The organism is Pseudomonas putida, from assembly GCA_041071465.1.
In the GTDB taxonomy this organism is placed as follows: domain Bacteria; phylum Pseudomonadota; class Gammaproteobacteria; order Pseudomonadales; family Pseudomonadaceae; genus Aquipseudomonas; species Aquipseudomonas putida_P.
This window is the reverse complement of record CP163498.1, coordinates 5,043,611-5,060,188: the sequence shown is the minus strand read 5'-3', so window position 1 is coordinate 5,060,188 and position 16,578 is coordinate 5,043,611. Positions and strand designations below refer to the sequence as shown.

The window sequence follows — 16,578 nt, the reverse complement described above, 5'->3', positions numbered from 1 at the left end:
GAGGGATATCGAACCGCTTTTTATTCGGGGGATGCGTTTTTCGATGTTCATTGCCAGCACTCTCGTAGCAAACAGAATCTCACTGACCGGACCGACGCCCCCACCGCAGCGGGGTTGGTGACGTGTCCGTCCACTCACTGATCGTCCATGAAGAACTCATGCAATAGGCCGGCGACCTGCCTCGGTGCCTCGATCAGGATCGAGTGGCGCAACCCCGGCAGGATTTCGAGCCTGGAGCCTGGGATGCATTCGTGCATGAACGTCGCCATGCGCGGGTTGGACCCCTGGTCCTGCTCGCCGGTGGCGATCAGGGTCGGTACCTGGATCTGGTCGATGAAACCGCCATAGTCGGTCTCGGCCAGCACCCGGTACGCGGCCGCATAGCACTGAGGGTCGTTCTCGGCGTCACGCTGGCGCAGGCAGGCGATCAGGTCCGGATTGCACGCCTGGAAATCTTCCGACAGCCAGCGCGACAACGAGGCATCATGGTGCGAGCCGCGCTCGCCCTCCTGCAACGCCGCCAGGCGCTCCAGCACCCGCGCGCGTTCCTCGCGAGTGCGCCCAGAGACCGTGGCCAGCAGCGCCAGGCGCCGCAGCCGGTGTGGGTGCTGCAAGGCCAGACGCTGGGCAATCAGGCCGCCCAGCGAGAAACCGGCCAGGTCGAAGGTGTCGAAGCCCACATGGGCGGCCAACGCCAAGGTGTCACCGACGAAGTCGTCGATCTCGTAGCGGCCGTACACCCGCGAGGAATGCCCGTGGCCGCGCAGGTCGAAGGTGAGGATGCGAAAGTCCTCGACCAGGTGGCTGGCAACCGCGTCCCAGGCCTCCAGGTACGAGCCCACACCGTGGATGCACACCAGCGGGCGCGTACCGCGCCCTTGCAGGCGGTAGTTCAGTTCGATGCCGCCGGTGGCCAGGGTGCCCTGGATCACGCCCGATGGGTCGGAGGTTTGCGTCAGCATATGCGCTCCCTGTCCGTCTCAACCGGCCTGACGCGCGGCGGCGCGACGGGCGAAATGCGGCATGACTTCGTCGATGAACAGGCGCAGCGTCTTCTCCTGCAACTCGTATGGCAGGTTGAAGGCCAACCCGAGGCAGAACTGGTCCACCCCTTGCGCCTCGTACACTTCCAGCTTGCGAATGATCTCGTCGGGGGTACCGAACATCAGGTTCTCGCGGATCGCCTCCGGGTTGTAGCTGTCGCGGTTGGCCACCCGTTCATAGGGTACCGCCTCGGGAAAGCCGTTGTTCACGGTGCCGATGTTCTGCATCAGGTTCTCGAAGGCGCGGCCGTAGTCGATGCTGTGGCGCACGGCCACTTCCCAGTCCTGCTCACGGTCGTAGACACAGGTGCGGCGCTGCATCATGAAACGCGGACGCGGCACCTCGGGATGGTCGGCCACCGCCTTGCGGAACTTCTCACCCAGCACGACGACTTCGCTGGCAGGTGCTGACAACGGCGTGGAGAGGATGTTGGCGCCTACGCTGACGGCCCAGTCAAAGCTTGCCGGGTCGCGGGTGGCGACCCAAATTGGCGGATGTGGCTGCTGCAGCGGCTTGGGTACCGAGGTTGCGACCGGGAACTTCCAGTAGTGGCCATCGTGGGCATAATCCCCCTGCCAGAGCTTCTTCACCGCAGGCAACAACTCTTTCATGTAGGCCACACCTTCCTGCTGCGGAATGCCCCCGGCCATGCGGTCGAACTCATACTGGTAGGCACCGCGGGCGATGCCGAACTCCAGACGCCCGCCTGTCAGGTGGTCACACAAGGCGGACTCGCCAGCCAGGCGGATCGGCGACCAATACGGCGCCACCAACGTCGAGGTACCGAGGCGAATGTTCTGCGTGTGCTGGGCCAGCCAGGTCAGGGTAATAAACGGGTTGGGCGAGATCGTGCACTCCAGCGTATGGTGCTCGGCGGTCCACAGGGTCTCGAAGCCACCCTCATCGGCCATGCGCACCAGCTTGAGGAAGTTGTGGATCTTGTCGCTCATCCGCTCCTCAGGGTTGAAGCGCTCCATGCTCAGGGAAACTGCGAATTTCATTGCTGTTGTCTCCAGTCGTGTGGGGTTGGGCGCGCGCATTCAGCGCAGGCGGATGACGAATGGGTCCTGCAGGGTTTCGGAATAGTCCACCAGCACGTTTTTCAGCCGCGAGAACTCACGCATCACCTCGAAGCCGCCGCGAATGCCATAGCCGCTGTTCTTCATGCCGCCGTTCGACGACATGTAGGCCGTCGAGCGATAGGTGTTGATCCATACCGTGCCGGCGTCGACGTCACGGGCAAAGCGCATGGCGCGGCTGATGTCTCGGGTCCAGACACCTGCGGCAAGGCCGTACTCGGTGTCGTTGGCCAGTTCAATCAACTGCGCTTCGGTGTCGAAGGGAATGACCCCGACTACCGGGCCGAAGATTTCATCGCGCATGAAGCGCATGTCGTTACGCGCCTCGACAATGACCGTCGGTTCGAAATACCAGCCACCGCCTTGCACCGCTTCAGTCGCGCGCCGACCGCCCACAGCCACGCGGGCCCCTTCTCGGATCGCCGAGTCGACGTAGTGCTCGACTTTTTCCAGCTGCGCGGACAGCGCCAGCGGGCCAATATCGGTGTCCTCCAGGGTGGGGTGGCCGACCTTGATCCGCCGTGTGCGCTCCACCAGCGCATCGATGAACGCAGGGTAGATCGAAGACTCGACGAAGCAGCGCGAGCCTGCCACGCAGGTTTGCCCAGCGGCAGCGAACACACCGGCGACCACGCCGTTGACCGCCTGCTCGATGTTGGCGTCGGCGAACACCACATGGGGCGATTTACCGCCCAGCTCCATTTGGCACGACACCAGGTTCTGTGCCGCATTGGCGGCAATTTTGCGGCCAGTGGCAGTGCTACCGGTAAACACCAGCTTGGCAACGCCGGGGTGGCGACTGAGCGCCTCGCCGGTCGTCGGGCCATCGCCCGTCACCACGTTGATTACGCCCGGCGGAATACCGGCCTGGATGGCCAGTTCCGCCAACGCCAAGGTCGATGCACTGGTGTGCTCGGACGGTTTGATGACGACGGTGTTGCCGATCGCCAGGCACGGCGCCAGGGTGCCGGTGAGCAACATCAACGGCGAGTTCCAAGGCGTGATCATGGCCACCACGCCAATCGGCTCGCGCACGTTGTAATTCAGCGCATCGAGCTTGTTGACCGGGATGGTGTCGCCCTGCAGCTTGTCGGCCATACCGGCGAAGTAGTAGAACGAGTCAGGCAGGCCGCGCATCTGCGCCACCATTTCCTTGAGCAGCTTGCCGTTGTCGCGGCACTCGATGCGCGCCAGCTCGTCGGCATGATCCGCCACCAACTCACCCAGCCGGCGTACCAGCTTGCCGCGCTCGGTCTGCGTCATGCGCCGCCAGGCAGCGCCCTTCAGCGCAACCTGTGCGCTGCGTACCGCTGCATCGACGTCCCGCGCATCGGCCTGGGAGAATTCGTACCAGGGATGCCCGGTGGTCGGATCGAAACTGGGCAGGAACTCGCCGCTCTGGGCGGCGGTGAACTGGCCGTCGATGAACAGTTGCTGCCGGGAGCCTTGCAGGTTTTGCAGTGTGGTTTGCATGTGTTACCAACTCCTGATTTTTTTCTGACTCAGTAGGCTTTGTCCCAGCTCTGCGCGCTGCCGACCATCGCGACACGCCCGCCCTCCTGGGAGTCCATGTAGATACCGAAGCTGCCGCGCTCGGTCTCACGCGCATAGCGCTGCAGCATGGTGCGTATCTCGTGGGAGGTAATGGTTTCGTAGGGCAGCTGATCGAGGGCGAAGAAGTGCAGCGAAGGCGGCAGCGCACCCTCCCCCAGCGACTCGCCCAGTTTGGCGCGATAAATCAGGTAACCCGGGTCGTTATCAGCGGTGTCGAACACCGAATAGAGAAAGGTGTCATCAGGCAACAGGGCCAACTCGCCGCCTGCGGACAGTGGCAGGCGCCCGTCCTTGAGCCGACGCGAGGCAGTCGGCAGTACCCAGCCGCCCTTGCCATCCTCGGCCAGGAGCAAGCGCCCTTCGGATTCGATCAGGTAGCCGGTGATCATGTCGCTGGCCGATAGCCAACCTGGTGGGAGTGGGTCCTTGACCTGGGCATAGCGACCGCGACAGAAGCCTAACGGTGCCTCGGGGCTGGTACCGAACGCCTGGACCTGGCCAAGCAGGAGGATGTGGTCACCTGCGTCGATGCATTGGTGCACCGTGCAGTCGAACCAGGTCAGGCAATCGGTCAGCACCGGTGCCCCCGTGTGCACTGCGACATGGCTAACCTGGTCGAATTTGTCGAGAGCTTTGGAGGCGAAGACGTTGGAAAGTACAACCTGCCCTTCATGCAGCAGATTGACGGCAAAGCTGTCGGCCTGTCGGAACACCGGAAAGCTCGCTGCCCCCTTGCCGATGCACACCAGCAGCAGTGCCGGATCAAGAGAAACGGAGGTGAACGAATTGGCCGTCATGCCTCTGGGGTTGCCCTGCTCATCACGGGTTGTGACCACGGTTACCCCGGTGACGAACGTACCGAAGGCACGGCGCAGGGCCATGGGGTCTATCGTCTTGTATGCGTGTTCAACGGTCTGCATGTCACTCACCTCAAGAATGCCGTTGCATTGATTGAGGTGAACTATAGGGACGGTGACAGGCCAGGGTCCTCCTAGGTATGGAGGAATAATCGGTGATTTATTCTCGGTTTAAGAGCAAAACGGACTACCCCTGTTTCTCACCCCAGGTAGCCCTGCTCTTCATCTTTTTCCCAGCTCTGCGCCGGTAGTCAGTTGGTGCAACTGCAGCGCCAGTTCCAGGGCAAATCGCCGCTCCGGTGTATCGAAGTCCAGACCGAACAGCTCTTGAATCCGTGCCAGCCGGTAGCGCAGCGTAGTCACGTGCAAGCCCATCGCATCAGCGGCCAACTGGCTGCGACACCCCGCACGCAGGTACGCCGCCACTGTCTCGAGGTAGGGTGCGGCGTTACGCTTGTCGTAGTCGATCAGCTTGCCCAGCGTGCCGCTGACGAAATGCCGCACATCAGTAGCGTCGGCGGCACCAATGAGCACTGGCAACGCGCCCAGGTCCGGCATTTCGAGCATGCCGCTGCGCCCGTAATCACGCGCCACGCGAATCATCCGCCAGCAGCGCTCCCACTCGACGGCCAAAGGCTCGAGCCCCTCGAACGTCTCCCCAAGCACCACGATCGGCTCATGGCCCAGCACACGCCCGAGGGCATCGGCGATACGCCGGCCAAACCGCGCTTGCACCGCAACCTGGTCGGCGTCTACCGGCAGCAGACAAACCAGGCCACTCCCCAGGGTGACCATGTGCATGGCAACCTGTAACTGCTTGGCAAGGCCGGAAACCTGCCGGCTGCATTCGAGCATCAAGTTGCTTCGATGGCTGCCATGGCCGGCAAAATCCACCACCAACATGCGCAGCGGCGCGGCCAATGGCAAGCCGAGGCGTCGGGCACGCGCAAGCACATCCTCTGAATCGCGGAAGCGTCGCTCGACGATCTCGGAAAACAACTCCGTCAGGGTGCGGGTCTCGAAGCGGTAGCGGATCACGCTGCGCATCAATTGCACACTCAAGGCGAAGCAGGCGTTTTCCAAGAGCAGCTTGCGCAGGGTGTCGGGTGGCGCATCACCCACGACCAACAGCGCACCGACCTGTTCATCATCCACCGTCAGCGCTTCGATGTGCGCCGCCAGCCGATGCTCCCCCTCGAGCGGCAGCATCACCTGACCGTCACGCTGATGCTGCAAGGTGTCGTGAATGTAGCCCAGCAGCTCGCGCCCGCCGCTGCCAGCCAGCCAGCGTGTCCATTGCGTGTCGTCGTACAGCGCGGGTAAGGCCGAAGCCGATCCGACCACGTGGCCGGCGGAAAAGTCCGCCACCAGTACCGCGCCGCCGAGCAACTCTCCCAGGGTGACGGCCAACGCTTGCAACGAGTCGCCCGCCAGCACGTTGCGCAACAGCGAACGCTGCGAACCGAGAATGCGTTGTAACTGCTCATTGGCTTCCAGTTGCGCACGGCGCCGATGGGCACGGTCCACCGCGATCGCACCCAGGTCGACCACTGCGGCCATGAAGGTCAGGTCCTCCTCGGCAACCTCCCGGACCGAGCGCGAGATGACGGTGAGCACCATCGGACGTCCTTCAGCATCGCTGCTGGGCATCGGTAAGGCCAGTACGGTGCGGTAATTACGTGCCAAGGCGTCACGCCGATAGCCTGGAAAGCGTGTCGTGTGCTGGGCATCGCGGATGTAGACCGGCTCCCCACTCTGCAACGCGATCAGCGAGGGACTGGTCGCCAGCTCCCAGCGGTCCTGCATCTTCTGCGGCAACCGGCTGCTCTCATAGCGCGCCAAGACCACACCGTAACCGTGAGCGAGGTCAATGCACATTACAGACCCAAGGTCCCAGCCGCCTTGCTGGCAGGCTGAGCGGGTCAACTCACCGAGCAACGATTCCAGATCTTCGTCGGAACTAATCTGGCTCGCCACCCGCCGTAACGCCGTGATTTTTTCTTGTTGTTCAGGCATCGGGTACCCCTTGCACCGATGAGAATTAATCGAATCAGAGGAAAAATAACAGAATCTTGCAATGGTTCGACGGAAGATTCACTGCGAATCAGTGACTAGCATGGCCTTCAATTCCACATGGCCCATTGTCCTGGAGGCTTTGATGCCCGCTGATATCCGCAAGATCGTGACGTTTATCGAAACTACCCATCAGGAAGGCGGCAAGGATGCACCCAGGCCGATTACCTCGGTGGTTGTCGCGGCCGTGTTGCGCAACCCTTGGGCCGGCCAAGGGTTCGTCGATGACCTCGGCCCCGAGATCGTTCGCCTGGCACCTGAGTTGGGCCGAATGATGTCTGCGGCGCTGGTGGCCCACCTGCCCAAAGAGCGCATACAGGCCTATGGGAAAGCCGCCGTGGTGGGCACCGGCGGCGAGATCGAGCATGCCGCCGCACTGATCCACACCTTGCGCTTTGGCGACGTGTACCGCGAGGCGGTGGATGGCACGGCGTTTCTCAGCTTCATCAACACTCGGGTTGGCGCGGGCGCATTGTTGAACGTACCGATGATCCACAAGTCCGAGACGGGCAAACGCTCGCACTTCATAACCTCCACCTTCCAGATCGCCGACGCACCTGGCCCCGACGAGATCGTCATCGCCATTGGTGCCAGTGATGGCGGGCGTGTCCACCCACGCATCGGGGATCGCTTCAAGGACCTGGAGGACATTGCCGCAGAACGCAAGCTTGCCGCACATTCGGGAGGGAAATAACAATGAAAAACCGCGCAACGGCAGCGTTACACCAGTTGAGTCGTCCAGACCTCCTGGAGCTGCGTGCCTACATCGCTGGGCAATGGATTCATGGCGAAGGGCGCTTGGCCGTCACCGACCCAGCTACCGATGAGGTTATCGCCCACGTCGCCCATTGCGACGAGCACTGGATCGACCGGGCCGTGGAGGCGGCCAGCGAAGCCTTCGTCAGCTGGCGTGCACTGCTGCCCGCTCAGCGCGGCAATCTGCTGCGCAAATGGGCAGCGCTGACCCGTGAGCATTGCCAGGACCTTGCGACCATCATGTCGGCCGAGCAAGGCAAGCCCTACGCCGAGGCCCTCAGTGAGATCGACTACGGCGCCAACTTCCTGGAGTGGTTCGCAGCAGAAGCCGAGCGCAGCTACGCAGAGTCGATCCCAAGCCATCTGCCGGGTAGCCAGCTCACCACTCGGCTGCAACCCATTGGTGTCACGGCAGCCGTAACGCCATGGAATTTCCCGAACGCCATGATCACCCGCAAAGCCGGCGCAGCCCTTGCCGCCGGTTGCCCGATGATCATCAAGCCGGCACCGGAAACGCCACTGTCAGCCCTTGCCTTGGCGAGGCTGGCCGAGGAAGCCGGCTTCCCGGCCGGGGTATTCCAAGTGGTCACCGGCGACGCGGCGAAACTGTCCAGGCAGTTGCTTCAGCGTACCGAGGTGAGAGCCTTCAGCTTCACGGGCTCCACCGAAGTCGGCCGGATTCTGCTGCGTCAGTCCGCCGACACGGTAAAAAAGGTTTCGCTTGAGTTGGGCGGGCACGCGCCTTTCATCGTCTTCGAAGACGCCGACGTGTATGAAGCGGCCAGCGCCTGTATTGGCGCCAAGTTCGCCACTTCTGGCCAGGACTGCCTGGCCGCCAACCGCATCTACGTGCAGCGCAGTCACTATGACGCCTTCGTGACCGAGTTCACTCGGTTGGCACAGTCACTGCGTGTCGGTCACGGCCTGGCAGAGGGTGTGGATATTGGCCCTATGACACGTGTCAGCGTTGCCAACAAATGCCGTGACCATATCGGCAATGCGATTTCGCTGGGCGCACGACTGATGTGCGGCGGCCTGGATCACAACCTGGGCAGCAGTTTCGTCCTGCCGACCGTGCTGGCGGATGTCACCGATGAGATGGACATCACGTTCGAAGAAACCTTCGGCCCGGTCGCGGCAATCCTGCCGTTCGACAGCGAGCATGAAGTGGTTCGGCGCGCCAATAAAACCGAGTACGGCCTGGCGGCTTATGTTTACACCAATGACCTGAAGCGCGCGGCGCGCGTATCCGAGCAGCTGGAGTACGGCATGGTCGCGCTCAACACGCCGAAATTTACCGGCGCACCGATCCCTTTCGGTGGCTGGAAACAGTCCGGCCTGGGCCGGGAAGGCTCAAAACATGGCCTGGCCGAGTACATGGAACTCAAATACGTCTGCGTCGGCGGCCTTTGACCAATAACAGGAGAACTACCATGGACAAGCAAAAGATCGACCTCATTTCGGCCCAGGATCGTGGCGCGGTACTGCATCCGTTCACCCACCTGAAGGACTTCGCATCCGGCAAACTGGGAGACCCGACAATCGTCGAGACCGGCAAAGGCATCACCATCACCGACGCGACCGGCCGTGAGTACATCGACGGCTTCGCCGGTTTGTATTGCATGAACGTCGGCTATGGCCGCAGCGAGGTAGCCGAGGCCATCTCGCGCCAGGCGCACAAGCTCGCGTATTACCACACCTATGCTGCGCATACCACCGACGAGTTGGCGCGGCTGTCCGATCGCCTGGTAAACATGGCGCCGGGCAAGATGAGCAAGGTGTTCTACGGCCTGTCGGGCTCCGACGCCAACGAAACCCAGGCCAAGCTGGTCTGGTACTACAACAACCTGCGTGGTCTGCCGAAGAAGAAAAAGATCATTTCCCGCGAGCGCGGTTACCACGGCTGTTCGGTCGTTTCGGGGTCCATGACTGGCATGTCGTTCTACCACGACTACATGGACCTGCCGGTCTCCGGCATCTTGCGAACCGGGGCTGCGCACCACTACTGGGGTGCCGAACCAGGTGAGACCGAACAGCAATTCTCCCGGCGTCGAGCCAACGAGTTGGAGGAACTGATCCTGCGCGAAGGCCCCGACACCATCGGTGCATTCATTGCCGAGCCGGTGCTGGGTACCGGCGGCATCACCCCACCACCCGCCGGATACTGGGCAGCCATTCAGCCAGTCCTGAAAAAGTACGACATCCTGCTGATTGCCGATGAAGTCATCACCGGCTTCGGCCGTACCGGCGCCATGTTCGGCTGCGACAAGTATGGTATCGAGCCTGACCTGATCACCGTAGCCAAGGGCCTGACCTCAGCCTATGCGCCGCTCTCCGCCTCGATCGTAGGTGAGAAGGTATACAAGGTCATGGAGGAAGGTGCGGACAAAGTGGGGGCGTTCTCCCACGGCTACACCTATTCCGGTCACCCCATCGGGGTCGCAGCGGCGAATGCGGTGCTGGACATCGTCGAGCAGGAGGACATTCCGGGCAACGCGGCAAGGGTCGGTGAGTACTTCCAGAAGTCCATGCAGGAAGCCTTCGGCGCGGTGCCGATCGTGGGTGAGGTGCGTGGCGTGGGCTTGATGGCGGCCATCGAGTTCGTCGCCGACCCGCTCACCAAGACACGCCTGGACCCGTCGCTGAAAGTTGGTGCACGTATTTCCAAGGCGGCCCGTGATCGCGGCCTGATCGCCCGTGCCATGCCGCATGGGGAAATTCTCGGCTTCGCACCACCACTGATCACCACCCGAGAAGAAGTCGACCGGATAATCGACATTGCTCACGGTGCCGTCTTGAGTGTCATGGGCGAGCTCAAGGTTTGAGCTTGATGGGATCTGCATATTCTGACCTGATATGAGAACTGGCTGACCCACGGATCTGATCGACTGGGCGACGAAGCAAGCACCGAATTTTTTCGTCGCCCTCAGCCGCGCAAACGCTTCGCCGAACCACGCGCCTCGAATGCAAGCGCAAGCCAGACGACGCCATCATTCTTCATCTTGTAAAGCAGCCTGGCTAAACCATTCAAATTAAGGTTCCCCGCCAAATCCGAGCGCTACTTCGTGTGTTCCGCAGCCACTGCTCTCGGTGCCGCAGCTTACGCTGCATCTGTTGCTCGGGTAGATCGTATGCCCTGAGGTGGGCAACCCGAGTTTCAATCCGGTTATCCAGTTCAATGCGAAGCGCGGGCACACCATAGCCGTTTTCGGCATCTCGGATGAAACATACCCGTGCCTCTTCAATTGAAACCACTGTGGTGCGTAACCTGGCAAACTCATAGGCCACGTCGTCCTGTTCACTTTTCAGGGCATTTAAGGTCTTACCGGACGCACTCAAGCCGAAAAACTCAGCCCGATCCTGTTTGGTATCAACGATACGTTGCTTGGTCTGCCCAAATTTCTCACCCATTTGCTCTAGCGCCTTATTCAAGGCGTAGATATCACTGTTGACCGTGTCGATCTCCTCTTTCACCCGCTTGATCTTCTTGATTACGATATCCCGGTCGTTCTTGGCGCGCTGCAAAGAATTTTGGCTAATCCCGAAGATTGAGTACTTGGGAATCTCTCGATCCTTTTTCCCCAGTAAAACCCGACTCCGGTTGGCTTGCGCGTACCAGCTATCAATATCGTCCTTAAGCGCTCGGCTCTTTCTATACAGCTCTTTTTTCTCCTCGTGTAACGCCTCGAGGCTGTCGTATTCGGATGATTTCTCATTCCTTGTCAGGCGCATTTCACCGCGCAACCGATCTTTTTCTGCGTACAGGGCCTCAAGCTCAGCGCGGTAATCGCGCTGAAAGAGGCTTACCAGACGCTTAGCTTCAGTGACTTTGGAGTGCAGCGCTGTGACCGCCCCGTTCAGCCGATCACGATCAGCATTGAACTTCGCAGCGGCCTCATCCTGGACGCGCTTAAGGCGCTCGGCTAGATCTGCCTCCATCGCTTGTGTCGGGAATTGGTCGTAGGCCTGCGTGACATAGCGGTAGCGCTCTGATTCCTCGAAACGCGACCAGTCAAGGTGAATGCGGAAATCGCGACTCATGGAGGCAAGCCATTTGAGCATTGAGGGGAACCCACCTTCACTGAGACGAACGGAGACCAAGAAAAGGGAGAGGATTGCCGCCCACTGCCCGGTGGAGAGAGCGTTAGATGTACCAATCCACAAAGCGTTTGAAGTGCTCGATGTCGCTGAAAGTCCAGTACAGAACTTCCTGTCCAAGCATAAGGCGTGGCGCGTTTTTACGATTCAGGTTCGAGTTGCGTGTTTCCGAGGCTGTATACCTACGCCTTGGCGTGCAGGGCGCTGCCTCCAGAGATGAGAGCTCGGTCCAGCAATAGATTTCATTTCGAACCCGCTCCAACGCCAGCTGGCGCCCGGTACGGGTGGTAAACCCTGCAATTTTTTCGGTGGGTGGGCTCGTTCGTTTCAGCGTTTCAACGCAATAGGCTTCAGCTTGTCTCGTCAGCGCCATGATCAGACCACAACTGTTGGATTGAAGCTTCGGCGACCCGATAACCACCGGAGAGCCTCGGGAGCCTCGACCACTGTTCGGGTGCCTTGCTTTGAGGTAACGAGGCGATCTTGAGCGGTCGGTAGCGTCGCATTCCTTACGGACTTCTCGCTCATTTGAGCCATTATTGCTATCTCCAGCAAGGTCAAGTACCCAGTGTAGAGCCCCTCTAGCACTGCGGGAATGCCATCGATATCAGCTCTATCGGAATCGAGGCCCGCGCGAATCCCTCCCATCACCAGTGTTTTCTCTAACATCTTGGGCGGTGCGGCGCCGTAGTGTTCAACATAGCTTCGACCGGTGGTGACAAAAGCACTCAGATCCAGCCAATCCGCGTCATTGTCATGGCCTTGTAACGGCCATTTACCTTCCACCGCATATTCGTAGCAGACCTGGGCGAGGTACTTAGGACGATGTGAGCCGCCAAGCGTAAGCCGCACCGCCGATTTACTCACACCGTAGAGTGTTGCGAGCGCATTGATTTGAATTTCGAAAATCCCATCGACCTCCTTCAACAGAGCGTGCAGAGAGACGGGTTCTGAAGGTTGGACAAATTCAAGATGCTGGTTCGTTTTCATGGCGCTCATCTCGGCTTCGATGAGCTAGATCGTAGGCAGGCTTGAGTAAGGCGTCAAGCATATTTCCATGCACAAATGGAATATATGTATCCACCCTACTCCCAAACCACTTTTTGCGTGAAGGCTGCTGCTGCGTGCTTCGCCTGGCTGGAAACCTGGTCTATCTGCGCGTTGTAGAGCTCACGCTGGACGTCCATCGCTCGAAGAGCTCGATAGCACCTGCTTGGTACTTTTCACCTGCAAGCGCTGACGCCTTCGCCAGTTCAGCGGCTGCACTGTTCAAGCGGGCCTCCTCATCCGTGGTACGCGTAAAACGCACCAATGCGTTCTCAACGTCTTCAAGCGCAACCAATACCGCCTGCTGATAATTCGCCAGTCGAGCCGCTGCTTCTGCATCAGCAGCCTCGATCCGACTCTTTACCCGACCTGCGTCAAGGAATGACCAGTCAACCCCTAGCGCCGCCATGTTCGATTCTGCGGAGGCTGAGTAGAGCGCACTACCGTTAAACGCATAGGCTCCTATAGCCGCCTCCAGTGTGACCCGAGGGAACAGGTCCGCAGTAGCTATCCCTATCTGCGCAGTCGCTGCGTGCAAGCGGTGTTCAGCCGATGCAACGTCGGGGCGCCTGCGGATAACGTTCGCTGGCGTGTCCGCTTCGATCCTCTGCGGCGCTGCAGGCATAGCGCTAACAGCCAGCAGCTGGGAATCCAGCGATGCAGGAGACAAGCCGGTCAAGACTGCAAGCCGATGCTTGTCGACGGCAACCCTCACTTCAAACTGTGGAATGTGGGCAAGCGTCACGCGACGGGGCGGCCTGGCCGGCGCGTTGATGGGTAAAGGACTGCGGCAGTGATGGCACACCTGGCCGGGTAAAGTCCGGCCCCACCGAGCATCCAGCCAGCAACATGAACAACATTGGTACTGAACAGTTTCTGAAGTTAGCCATGGGTCAGGCTCTCCACCTCATGCGCCGGCACGCTTGAAGGATGGTCGGGGATGGTTGCGCCTAGCTTCCTCATCACCACATAGAACACCGGGGTCAGGAACAGCCCGAAAACGGTCACGCCGAGCATTCCGCCGAAGACGGTAACACCTGTTGCGTGACGGACCTCACTGCCCGCACCGGTGCCAACCAAAAGCGGCACCGCGCCCGCGATGAATGCCACCGATGTCATCACGATGGGGCGTAGACGAAGCCGGCAGGCTTCCAGCGCCGCTTCGACAGTCCCCCGCCCTTGCATCTCCAGCTCCCGCGCAAACTCGACAATCAAGATTGCATTCTTGCACGCCAGCCCCATCAGTACCACCAGGCCAACCTGGACGAAGACGTTGTTGTCACCACCCGCGATCCATACCCCCATCAGTGCGGCAAACATGCAAACCGGCACAATCAGAATGACCGCCAGTGGCAGCGTCCAGCTCTCGTAAAGCGCGGCCAGTACCAAGAAGGCCAGCATGACGGCGATCGGGAATACGATCACGGCTGTGTTGCTCTGGGTGACCTGCTGATAGCTGAGATCTGTCCACTCCAGCGCTATGCCTCGTGGCAGTGTGCGGGCGGCGATTTCCTCCAACTTCTTGAGCACCTCGCCAGAAGACATGACCTTTGGGTCCGCGTCGCCGATCAAGTCCGCAGCGGGGTACCCGTTGAAGCGCATCACGGGGTCAGGTCCAAAGGTCGAGGCGATGTTGACCACGGCACTCAATGGCACCATGTTCCCTTGAGCGTTACGTACGCGAAGGTTACCTACGTCTTCTGCGGCTTGCCTGAAGCTTGAGTCCGCTTGAGCAATGACGCGGTAAACCCGACCGAACAGGTTGAAATCGTTTACGTAAACAGACCCCAAGTACGTTTGCAGCGTGTCGAATATCGCCGGCAGTTCAACCCCCTGAGCCTGCGCCTTCACGCGATCGACCTTGACCTCCAGTTGCGGGATGTTGGATTGATACGAGCTGACGGGGAAGGTCATGCCTGGGGTGCTGGCGACCTCGGCCTGGAATTTTTCCAGTGCCTGCTGCAATGCCGCGTATCCCAAACCACCTCGGTCGGTTAAAAACAGCGAATAGCCGGAGCCGTTACCGAGGCCTTGGATGGGCGGTGGCAGCAAGGCATAGGCTGCGCCGTCCTTGATGGCAGCGAATTTGCTGTTCAGCTCGGCGTTGATGTCCGCGGCACTGCGGGTGCGTTCACCGAAAGGTTTGAGGATGACGTAGGCAGTCACCAGGTTCGGGGTCGCGGTGTTTTGCAGCGCGTTGGAGCCGACATACGAGTTGGTAAAGTCCACACCTTCCACCGTCGAAGCGATCGCAGACATCTCTCGGGCTACCGCGTCAGAGCGGGAAAGCGATGCACCCGGGGGAAGCGTCGCGCCGGCGAAGAGATAGAGCTTGTCCTGGCTGGGAATGAACCCGGTCGGGATGGTGTTGAACAACAGCCCGGTCACCCCCAACAGCGCGGCGTACACCAGAAAAACCAGTCCCTTGCGTGGCAGCAGCCTGGCGATGCTCCGTTCATAACGTTGCGAACTGCGGTTGAAGAACCGGTTGAAGGGGCGCAGCAGCCAACCAAGCGCAAAATCCATGCATCGCGTCAGCCTGTCCTTCGGGCTGTCGTGGTGACGCAGCAGCTTGGCTGCCAGCACCGGCGATAGGGTCAGGGAGTTAACCGTCGAAATCACCGTCGAGATCGCGATGGTGACGGCAAATTGCTTGTAGAACTGCCCTGTCACACCACTCATGAAAGCCATCGGGATGAACACGGCGCACAGCACCAGACCAATCGCCAGGATCGGGCCTGATACCTCCCGCATCGCCTGATGAGCGGCTTGCAGGGGTGTCTGACCTAGCTCGATGTTTCGTTCGACGTTTTCCACGACCACGATCGCGTCGTCGACAACGATGCCGATCGCCAACACCATGCCGAACAAAGTGAGCGTGTTGATGGAGTAGCCGAGCAAATAGAGGAACGCGAACGTTCCCACGATAGAAACTGGCACTGCGATCAGCGCAATGATCGATGCCCGCCAGGTCTGCAGGAAAATCACGACCACCAGAACGATCAGCGCCATCGCCTCGAACAGCGTGTGCTGCACGGCGCTGATCGACTCGCGCACGAAGACTGTGGGGTCCCATACACTGACGTACTTGACCCCTTCCGGGAAGTCTTTGGACAAAGCGTCGAGTTTCGAATACACCTTGTTGGCGACGTCGATTGCGTTGGCCCCGGGGGTTAGGAAGATCCCGACTGCAACCTCCTGACTTTTGCCTCGGAATACACGCATCGTGTAATCCCCCGAGTCCAACTGCACCCGGGCAACGTCGGCGAGCCGGGTGATCTGGCCATCACGCCCGGTTTTCAGGACGATGTCAGAGAACTCCTGCTCGGTCTTGAGCCGACCTTGCACGTTAATGGAGATCAGAAAATCGGTGTTCTGGGGCGAGGGTTCAGCGCCGAGCTGCCCGGCGGATACTTGAACGTTCTGCTGGCGGATGGCATTGATGGCGTCCTGTGCTGTGATACCACGCGCGGCGAGCTTGTCTGGGTCAAGCCAGATCCGCATCGCATAGTCGCCGGAGCCGTAAAGCACCACGTCGCCGATCCCCGGAATACGCGCCAGCTCATCCTTCACGTGCAGGCGAAGGTAGTTGCGCAGGTAGAGGGCATCGAACTTCTCGCTGGTGGAGAACATGTCCACATACATCAGCGGTGTCGGGGATTGTTTCTGCGTGGTGATGCCATACTGGCGCACCGTTTCAGGCAGGCGAGAAAGCGCCTGGCTTACCCTGTTCTGTACGCGAACCGCCGCCGTGTCTGGGTCTACCTTGTCGTTGAAGGTGACTACGACCTGCAACGTGCCATCGGAGCTGGCCACCGACTTCAGATAGACCATGTCTTCAACCCCGTTGATGGCCTCCTCAAGGGGAACAGCAACTGACTCGGCAATCTCTTTAGGGTTCGCGCCCGGATAGGTGGCCTTCACCACCACGGTAGGCGGAACAACTTCTGGGTACTCACCAACGGGCAGCAGCGGGATTGCGATCAACCCTGCTGCAAAAATGACAATCGACAGAACAATCGCAAAGATTGGCCGATCGATAAAAAACTTAGAGAAATCCATGAGACAGG

General features: G+C 60.2%; 13 protein-coding genes. 3 read left to right on the top strand and 10 right to left on the bottom strand.

The features are described 5' to 3' along the window. Window positions 1-134: 134 nt before the first annotated feature. The 5 genes from AB5975_23225 to AB5975_23205 all read right to left on the bottom strand — a co-directional run bounded on the left by AB5975_23225 (window position 135) and on the right by AB5975_23205 (window position 6,550). The gene (locus AB5975_23225) at window positions 135-962 is read right to left on the bottom strand and encodes an alpha/beta fold hydrolase (GenBank protein ID XDR19408.1); all 828 of its coding nucleotides are present in this window, start codon (window positions 960-962) and stop codon (window positions 135-137) included. Between the two features lie 18 nt (window positions 963-980). Further along, the gene (locus tag AB5975_23220; protein ID XDR19407.1) at window positions 981-2,045 is read right to left on the bottom strand and encodes an LLM class flavin-dependent oxidoreductase; all 1,065 of its coding nucleotides are present in this window, start codon (window positions 2,043-2,045) and stop codon (window positions 981-983) included. 39 nt (window positions 2,046-2,084) lie between these two features. Beyond that, window positions 2,085-3,575 (bottom strand): aldehyde dehydrogenase, encoded by a 1,491-nt coding sequence (locus tag AB5975_23215; GenBank protein XDR23017.1) that lies wholly within the window; start codon window positions 3,573-3,575, stop codon window positions 2,085-2,087. 50 nt (window positions 3,576-3,625) lie between these two features. Then, window positions 3,626-4,597, bottom strand: coding sequence for a flavin reductase family protein (locus tag AB5975_23210; GenBank protein XDR19406.1), 972 nt, complete (start codon window positions 4,595-4,597; stop codon window positions 3,626-3,628). 159 nt (window positions 4,598-4,756) lie between these two features. Further along, entirely contained in the window at window positions 4,757-6,550 is a 1,794-nt protein-coding gene (locus tag AB5975_23205; GenBank protein ID XDR19405.1) for a helix-turn-helix domain-containing protein, read from the bottom strand. Window positions 6,551-6,692: 142 nt separating this feature from the next. On the opposite strand from AB5975_23205, the gene AB5975_23200 reads away from it, so the two are divergent. The 3 genes from AB5975_23200 to AB5975_23190 are packed head-to-tail and all read left to right on the top strand — an operon-like array spanning window position 6,693 to window position 10,188. Next, the gene (locus AB5975_23200; protein XDR19404.1) at window positions 6,693-7,301 is read left to right on the top strand and encodes an amino acid synthesis family protein; all 609 of its coding nucleotides are present in this window, start codon (window positions 6,693-6,695) and stop codon (window positions 7,299-7,301) included. A 2-nt stretch (window positions 7,302-7,303) separates the two neighbouring features. Beyond that, window positions 7,304-8,776: an NAD-dependent succinate-semialdehyde dehydrogenase gene (locus AB5975_23195; GenBank protein ID XDR19403.1), complete on the top strand. Its 1,473-nt coding sequence runs from the start codon at window positions 7,304-7,306 to the stop codon at window positions 8,774-8,776. Between the two features lie 20 nt (window positions 8,777-8,796). Further along, the gene (locus AB5975_23190) at window positions 8,797-10,188 is read left to right on the top strand and encodes an aspartate aminotransferase family protein (GenBank protein XDR19402.1); all 1,392 of its coding nucleotides are present in this window, start codon (window positions 8,797-8,799) and stop codon (window positions 10,186-10,188) included. Window positions 10,189-10,390: 202 nt separating this feature from the next. On the opposite strand, the gene AB5975_23185 is transcribed toward AB5975_23190, so the two are convergent. From AB5975_23185 to AB5975_23165, 5 genes are all read right to left on the bottom strand, one after another. Further along, complete coding sequence (locus AB5975_23185) at window positions 10,391-11,404, bottom strand: hypothetical protein (GenBank protein ID XDR19401.1); 1,014 nt, start codon at window positions 11,402-11,404, stop codon at window positions 10,391-10,393. A 103-nt stretch (window positions 11,405-11,507) separates the two neighbouring features. Next, a complete protein-coding gene (locus AB5975_23180; GenBank protein XDR19400.1) occupies window positions 11,508-11,834 on the bottom strand; it encodes a hypothetical protein in 327 nt (108 codons plus the stop codon). A gap of 2 nt (window positions 11,835-11,836) precedes the next feature. Further along, window positions 11,837-12,460: a hypothetical protein gene (locus AB5975_23175; GenBank protein ID XDR19399.1), complete on the bottom strand. Its 624-nt coding sequence runs from the start codon at window positions 12,458-12,460 to the stop codon at window positions 11,837-11,839. Window positions 12,461-12,611: 151 nt separating this feature from the next. Then, on the bottom strand, window positions 12,612-13,253 hold the full coding sequence (locus tag AB5975_23170) for a TolC family protein (protein ID XDR19398.1): 642 nt from the start codon (window positions 13,251-13,253) through the stop codon (window positions 12,612-12,614). Between the two features lie 137 nt (window positions 13,254-13,390). Continuing rightward, window positions 13,391-16,570, bottom strand: a complete 3,180-nt coding sequence (locus tag AB5975_23165) for an efflux RND transporter permease subunit (GenBank protein ID XDR19397.1) — start codon at window positions 16,568-16,570, stop codon at window positions 13,391-13,393. Window positions 16,571-16,578 lie beyond the last annotated feature (8 nt).